At 59.6% G+C, this 5,744-nt stretch carries 5 protein-coding genes; 1 reads left to right on the plus strand and 4 read right to left on the minus strand.

All coding sequences use genetic code 11. From position 1 onward, the window contains the following. Window positions 1–144: 144 nt before the first annotated feature. The 3 genes from EKD03_RS07665 to EKD03_RS07675 all read right to left on the minus strand — a co-directional run bounded on the left by EKD03_RS07665 (window position 145) and on the right by EKD03_RS07675 (window position 3,390). Complete coding sequence (locus EKD03_RS07665) at window positions 145–1,416, minus strand: TsoY family (seleno)protein (RefSeq protein WP_129629241.1); 1,272 nt, start codon at window positions 1,414–1,416, stop codon at window positions 145–147. A gap of 160 nt (window positions 1,417–1,576) precedes the next feature. Beyond that, complete coding sequence (locus EKD03_RS07670) at window positions 1,577–2,179, minus strand: HAS-barrel domain-containing protein (RefSeq protein ID WP_129629242.1); 603 nt, start codon at window positions 2,177–2,179, stop codon at window positions 1,577–1,579. 2 nt (window positions 2,180–2,181) lie between these two features. Next, window positions 2,182–3,390 (minus strand): DNA double-strand break repair nuclease NurA, encoded by a 1,209-nt coding sequence (locus tag EKD03_RS07675; RefSeq protein WP_129629244.1) that lies wholly within the window; start codon window positions 3,388–3,390, stop codon window positions 2,182–2,184. Window positions 3,391–3,567: 177 nt separating this feature from the next. Here EKD03_RS07675 and EKD03_RS07680 point away from each other — a divergent pair, with 177 nt between their 5' ends. Next, the gene (locus EKD03_RS07680; protein WP_129629246.1) at window positions 3,568–4,992 is read left to right on the plus strand and encodes an aspartate ammonia-lyase; all 1,425 of its coding nucleotides are present in this window, start codon (window positions 3,568–3,570) and stop codon (window positions 4,990–4,992) included. A 110-nt stretch (window positions 4,993–5,102) separates the two neighbouring features. Here the strand turns inward: EKD03_RS07680 and EKD03_RS07685 are convergent, their stop codons facing one another. After that, window positions 5,103–5,666 (minus strand): sensor histidine kinase, encoded by a 564-nt coding sequence (locus tag EKD03_RS07685; protein ID WP_129629248.1) that lies wholly within the window; start codon window positions 5,664–5,666, stop codon window positions 5,103–5,105. Between the last annotated feature and the right edge of the window lie 78 nt (window positions 5,667–5,744).

Consider the following 5,744-nt stretch of genomic DNA (forward strand, 5'->3'; position numbering starts at 1 on the left):
GCATGTTGGGGCGAAGCATCGCCCCCAACATCGGTGGGGGTTCCCCGGTCATCTGGAGGGCGATGCTTCGCCCCTACAAACCAAACGGGCGGGGCGGCAATTGCCGCCCCGCCCGTTTGACTGATTGCACGAGGAGGATTGTGGTTAGGCAGTCGCCACATCGGTGCTAGTGGTAGCAGGCACTTCATCGTGGGCAGGTTCAGCGGCCTTGCTGGTGGCAGGTTCAGGGCGAACGAGCTTGTCATCGAGGCGGAACATCGCCACGATACCCAGCACCTGCACCGCCGCGAAGGGCAGAATGGTGGCATAGTGGGTCAGCGAGTACTTCTCGACCAGACCGTTCTGCACCAGACCCATGTGGACAAAGAACATCCCGAAGACGAAGAGCGCCACGGCGGGGCAGATCAGGGCGTAGCTCCCTGGGCTGCGGCTCTCGCCCCACAGGTAGGTGCGTAGGTAGTTGACCTGGTTCATCACCGAGTAACCGAAGACACCAATGAAGATCTGGAGGCCAATCACAATGCTGGTGAAGACAAAGTTCTGGTAGGGCTCAGTGTGGGCCTCGAAGACCGCATGCAGACCGTGGTTGATGCGGATGACCGCAATACCAGCCAGGGTCAGGATGGGGATGAGCACCCACAGGCTGGGCGCGGCCTCAACGGACAAGCCGTGCTCAAGCATCCCACGGAAGCCAAGCGCCAGCATAATGATCGCCATGAAGGTCGCAGCCACGAGGAAGAAGATCGAGGTGAAGATCGCGATGGCCACGGTGAGCTTGACGGTGCTCATCGCCGCCGGAGCCGCCGCGCCCACGCCAACCATCACGAAGGCCATCACCGACTGAAGCTGGCTGAGGTGATTATTGCGGGTGCAATCGAAGTGGCCGGTGGCAACTGCACGTGCGAAGAAGCTCAGGAAGGTGCGGATGGCGAAGATGCCGATCCCGATAAAGGCGGCCAGCGAGAAGGGGAAGAGGTACTCAACGACATTCCACAGCCCAGGTACAAAGACCGCGCCGAGGACGAAGAGGACGTTCACCGTCATTGCAAAGGTGAGCGGGCGCGTCATCAGGCTGAAAGCGCTGTTGCTGTTGGCGAGCGCGGTATAGGCCGAGGTCTTGCGGTACTGGCCAAACTCGCGGATGTTCCATACCAAGCTGCGTAGGTGGCGCACGGAGAAGAAGATGATCATCGCCATTGCCGCGAGCGTCAAGCCCTGCGAAACAAGAGAGGCGTTGGCCAAGAATGCAGCAATGCTATCAAAGGTGATAATCGGAGTTTTAGGGTGCGGAATCAGGAAGTTGAGCCAAATGAAAAAGGCGACAGCCATACCACCATTACCGAGTGCGGCAAGGAAATAGAATGGGTTGTAGCGGGTTCCAAGATTCTTGCGTAGACCAAACCAGCGAGCCAGCATACAGTTTTTCTCCTGATGTGCAAAGGGTGATTTCATCGTTCGCACATAAGATGCACCGTAATAGGAGATGGTTACATAGATTTTGGGTGATTTCAGGCCAATTTGATCCAAATCACCCAGAATTGAGGGTGGGGCCGTAAAGGCACAATATCTTGCGGCTCTACGGTTTGATCTTGCGCAGGATGGCAATCAGGCGATCATAATCTTCGTTGAGCAGGCTGGCCAATTCGCGCCCGGCCCAGATCAGGTAGTCGTGGCCAGCGGGGTGCGCCTGGGCCACCTTGCGGATGAGGGTGGCCAGGACATCATCGCCGGGGATCTGAGGGCTGAAGAGCAGGGTACGGAAGAAATCGCTGGTACCACCAAACGCGACCAGTTCGGCGTCATCGCATGGGTAGACGCTGTAGTGGACGGGTGGGGGATGCGGGGGAAGGTACTGGTAATAGCGTTCGGCTTGGCGAAAGCCGACGGTAAGCGCAGAGAACTCGGTCTGAAGGACTTCGGCGAGGTCGGGGTGAGCCTGATAGATCTCGTCATCATAGAGTTCGCGCCCGCTGTAGGTACGCCCGCGCATCACAGCGCGTCCGCCCGGTTCGCGGCTCACGGTGCGGATCTCGTAGACCAGGCCATAGACCGACAGATCACTGGCGGTGGTCTGGGCGCGCACGAGGGTACCGACCGTAGGCGCTTGGAGCAGTGTGTAGACTCCGGCGGTAAAGCGGGTGGTGGCCGACTCGATCACTTCACCGATGCGTTGCAGCATAGCTACCCCTTCACAAAGGACTTACTCTCTTGTTTGGCCGACATCCCGACCACTGCTTCGGCGCGGTAGAGGCTACCTTCGAGCATACGCTGGAAGGTGCGGCGATCCGCGCTGCGCACCACCGCCTGTTCGTGGGCGCGTTCGAGCGCCACCGGGTAGCCCGCGCCACGGGCGGCTTGATCATACACCAGGGCATGAACCAGAGCGACCTGATCGGGATCTTGGGCGACCCAACGCGGAATTTCGATCCGCGCTAGTTCGTGCCCGATGCGCAGATAGAAGAAGTGGATGAGGTGGTCGCCATAGGACTCGATATTGATCCGGCTCATGGAGATACAGAGCGGGCCGCGTTGGCCTTCGCGCAGTTGAGCAGCCAGAATATCAGCGTCCACCAACCGTTCACAGGGCGCACAGGGCGGATTCCCAGTGGCATCAATCGCGCTACACTTGGCACAGACAGCCGCACGCCCAGCGGAAAGATCCAGATCGGGGCAGAACATCAGGCGAATAACCCCAACCAGTTCGGGCGAGCGCGGGCGGCTGATGTAGGAGGCCACCGGGATGTTGCGTTGGCGCATGGTATCGAGATATGCGAGGTAGCGTTGCAGAAAGTGGGTCTGCACAAAGCGTTCGGCTCCAGCGAGCGTCCAGCGGATGAGTGTGCCATCCTGGAGCGCGAGCGCGGGCAGATCGTCGGTGAGGAACTCATCGGCGAGGCCAACGAGCGCCACGCCTTCGTCTACATCACGACGGGCGCTGAGGTAGTTGCCCTCGATGGAGACCCGGTTGACCCCATCACCCAGATAGAGATCTTCATCGCGGTAGTAGAGCATGGGGGCCGAACTGAGGCGAGCGAGGGGTTGTTCGCCATAGCGCAGAAAGACGCGCCCGATATTGATCAGGTAGTAGGCGGCGCTCCCGTGGCGATCCAGATCGATCTGCGAGCCATCGCTGGCAACGAGGGCATAGTTGGCGGGCAGCGCAGGCAGATCGCGGGCGGTATCGAACGGCTCGACCGGGCGTGCGAGCAGCCAACGAAAGGATTCGCGGCTCAGATTGACCGCCGCCGCCCAATGCTGCTCCTGGCCGGTCTCTTCGTGGTAGCGAGCGGCTACCCGCGCCATGCGCGCCGTATTGGCCGCAGCACCCTGAGCGGTGGCGCTACTCATCTGGCGTACCTGCTGGCTGAGGGTGGTCAGGTCGAGTCCCATAGTACACTCTCCGGGATGACGGTTCTGGTGTAGAGTATACCCAAGAGCGAACAAACGTGCAAGAGGAATCCCTACCTATCCAGATCTATGCTAGAATCCCTTCGATCCGTTGCACCCGTAGAGATACAAGATCTTGTGTCGCTACAACCCGCCGATTACCTATATTAAGGAGCATCTATGTCCGAGAACTATCGGATCGAAAAGGACTCGCTGGGCGAGATGCAGGTTCCTGCCGCCGCCCTCTATGGTGCGCAGACCCAGCGTGCCGTGATGAATTTCCCCGTGAGTGGAATGCGCCCCTACCCGGCCTTCGTCTGGGCACAGGCGGTGGTCAAACGTGCCGCCGCTGAGGTTAATTGCGACCTGGGGTTACTCGATGCGGAGTTGGCCAAGGCGATTATCGCGGCTGCCGACGAGGTGATCGCCGGGAAGCACACCGATCAGTTTGTGGTTGATCCGTTCCAGGCCGGTGCGGGAACTTCGCACAACATGAACCTGAATGAGGTTATTGCGAACCGCGCCAACCAGATCCTCGGCTTTGAACTGACCGACCCCAAGAAGCCAGTCAGCCCCAACGATCACGTCAATATGGCCCAGAGTACCAACGACACCATCCCCACTGCGATTCGGTTGGGGTGTTTGTGGCGCTTGCCTGAACTGATGGCAGCGATTGATGACCTGGCCGATGCGTTGGAGCAGAAGGCGGCTGAGTTTGATGATGTGGTCAAGTCGGGGCGCACCCACTTGCAGGATGCCGTGCCGGTGCGTTTAGGGCAGGAGTTTGCCGCCTACGCGCTGGCGGTGCGCAACGATATGGAGCGCATCGAGACGGCGGCGAACCGTATCCGCCGCTTGGGTATCGGTGGCACCGCCACCGGCTCTGGCCTGAATGCCCACCCTGAGTACCATCAGCGCATGATCGCCAAGCTAAGCGAGATCACCGGCCATGAACTGCGCTCCTCTGGCAACCTCTTCGAGAGCATGCAGAACATGGGCGACGCGGCTGACTTCTCGGCCAGTATGCGGGCGCTCTGCATCACGCTGGTGCGTATCGCCAACGACTTCCGCCTGCTCAGTTCCGGCCCCACCACCGGCCTCGACGAGATCCGTCTCCCGGCGGTACAGCCTGGCTCCAGCATCATGCCGGGCAAGGTCAACCCGGTGCTGGCCGAGATGCTCAACATGGCCTGCTTCCATGTGCAAGGCAACGACTTCGCGGTCTCCTTGGCCACCCAGGCAGGCCAGCTTGAGTTGAACGTGATGATGCCGATCATCGCGCATAACCTATTTGAGATGATGCACGTCCTGATCGGGGCGATGAATGCCTTTACCACCAAGTGTGTGGTGGGGCTGACCGCGAACCGCGAGAAGGCGTATGGCTGGCTGGCCAAGAACCCAATCCTGGTGACGGCGCTCAACCCGGCGATTGGCTACCTCAATGGTGCTGCGGTGGCCAAGGAGTCGCTGGCCACGGGCAAGAGCATCAAGGAGGTGGTGATCGAGAAGGGGCTGCTTGAAGCCGAGACGGTGGACGAGCTGCTCGACGTGCGCGCCATGACCGAGGGTGGCATTATGGCGGGGGGCGGCGGCGGCGGCGGGTAGAAGCGAAGTATCGCTTTCAAGGGTAGAGTTTTTAGCTCCATTGAGGGCTGAAACTCTACCCCTGAGAGTCATCCCAGCCCCCCCATCAAGCGAGAGGGCCGATTGCCCCCCTACTCCGGCTCGATCCGCATGGGTAAGATGATCACAAACTGGCTGCCTTCGTCTGGCTTACTCTGTACGGCGATACGGCCTCCATGTGCCTCGACCGCCAAACGACAAAAGTATAGCCCTAGCCCATTGCCCCGTCGCTGCCCATGCTGGCTAGCCTGGTAGAAACGCTCGAAGATGTGCGGAATAGCTTCGGGAGGAATTCCTTGGCCACTATCCTCCACGCTGATCGCGAATTCCTCTACACTATGCCGCCACGCCCTAATCTGGATCACGCCACTTGCCGGAGTGTACCGGATTGCATTACTGATGAGGTTGATAAGCACGCGCTGGAGGAGAATCTGATCCACCCAGATCAGCGGCAGATCCACATCAACCACGTGCTGAATCTGAGCCTGATCTGGGCGCGTAGCCAACTCGAACGGTAAACAGACACGGTGAATCAATTCATGCAGGATGATCGGTTCTAGATGCAACCGCCAACGACTCGTCTCCAAACGCGCCACATCGAGCATCGTCTCGGTCATGTGCAGTAAATAGTTGGTTGTCTCACGCGCAACTCCCAACGTATCCGTTCAGGGTGGGTCACTCCTGAGTTGCGAGAATCAGTAGAATCCGGCATACTACCGCTATGGACGAGCCAC

Origin of the sequence: Candidatus Oscillochloris fontis (genome assembly GCF_004138135.1) — a bacterium.
GTDB classification, from domain to species: domain Bacteria; phylum Chloroflexota; class Chloroflexia; order Chloroflexales; family Chloroflexaceae; genus Oscillochloris; species Oscillochloris fontis.

Coding starts and splice junctions, on each gene's coding strand:
- EKD03_RS07665 (WP_129629241.1), bottom strand. CDS start 1,416: ATGCTGGCTCGCTGGTTTGGTCTACGCAAGAATCTTGGAACCCGCTAC.
- EKD03_RS07670 (WP_129629242.1), bottom strand. CDS start 2,179: ATGCTGCAACGCATCGGTGAAGTGATCGAGTCGGCCACCACCCGCTTT.
- EKD03_RS07675 (WP_129629244.1), bottom strand. CDS start 3,390: ATGGGACTCGACCTGACCACCCTCAGCCAGCAGGTACGCCAGATGAGT.
- EKD03_RS07680 (WP_129629246.1), top strand. CDS start 3,568: ATGTCCGAGAACTATCGGATCGAAAAGGACTCGCTGGGCGAGATGCAG.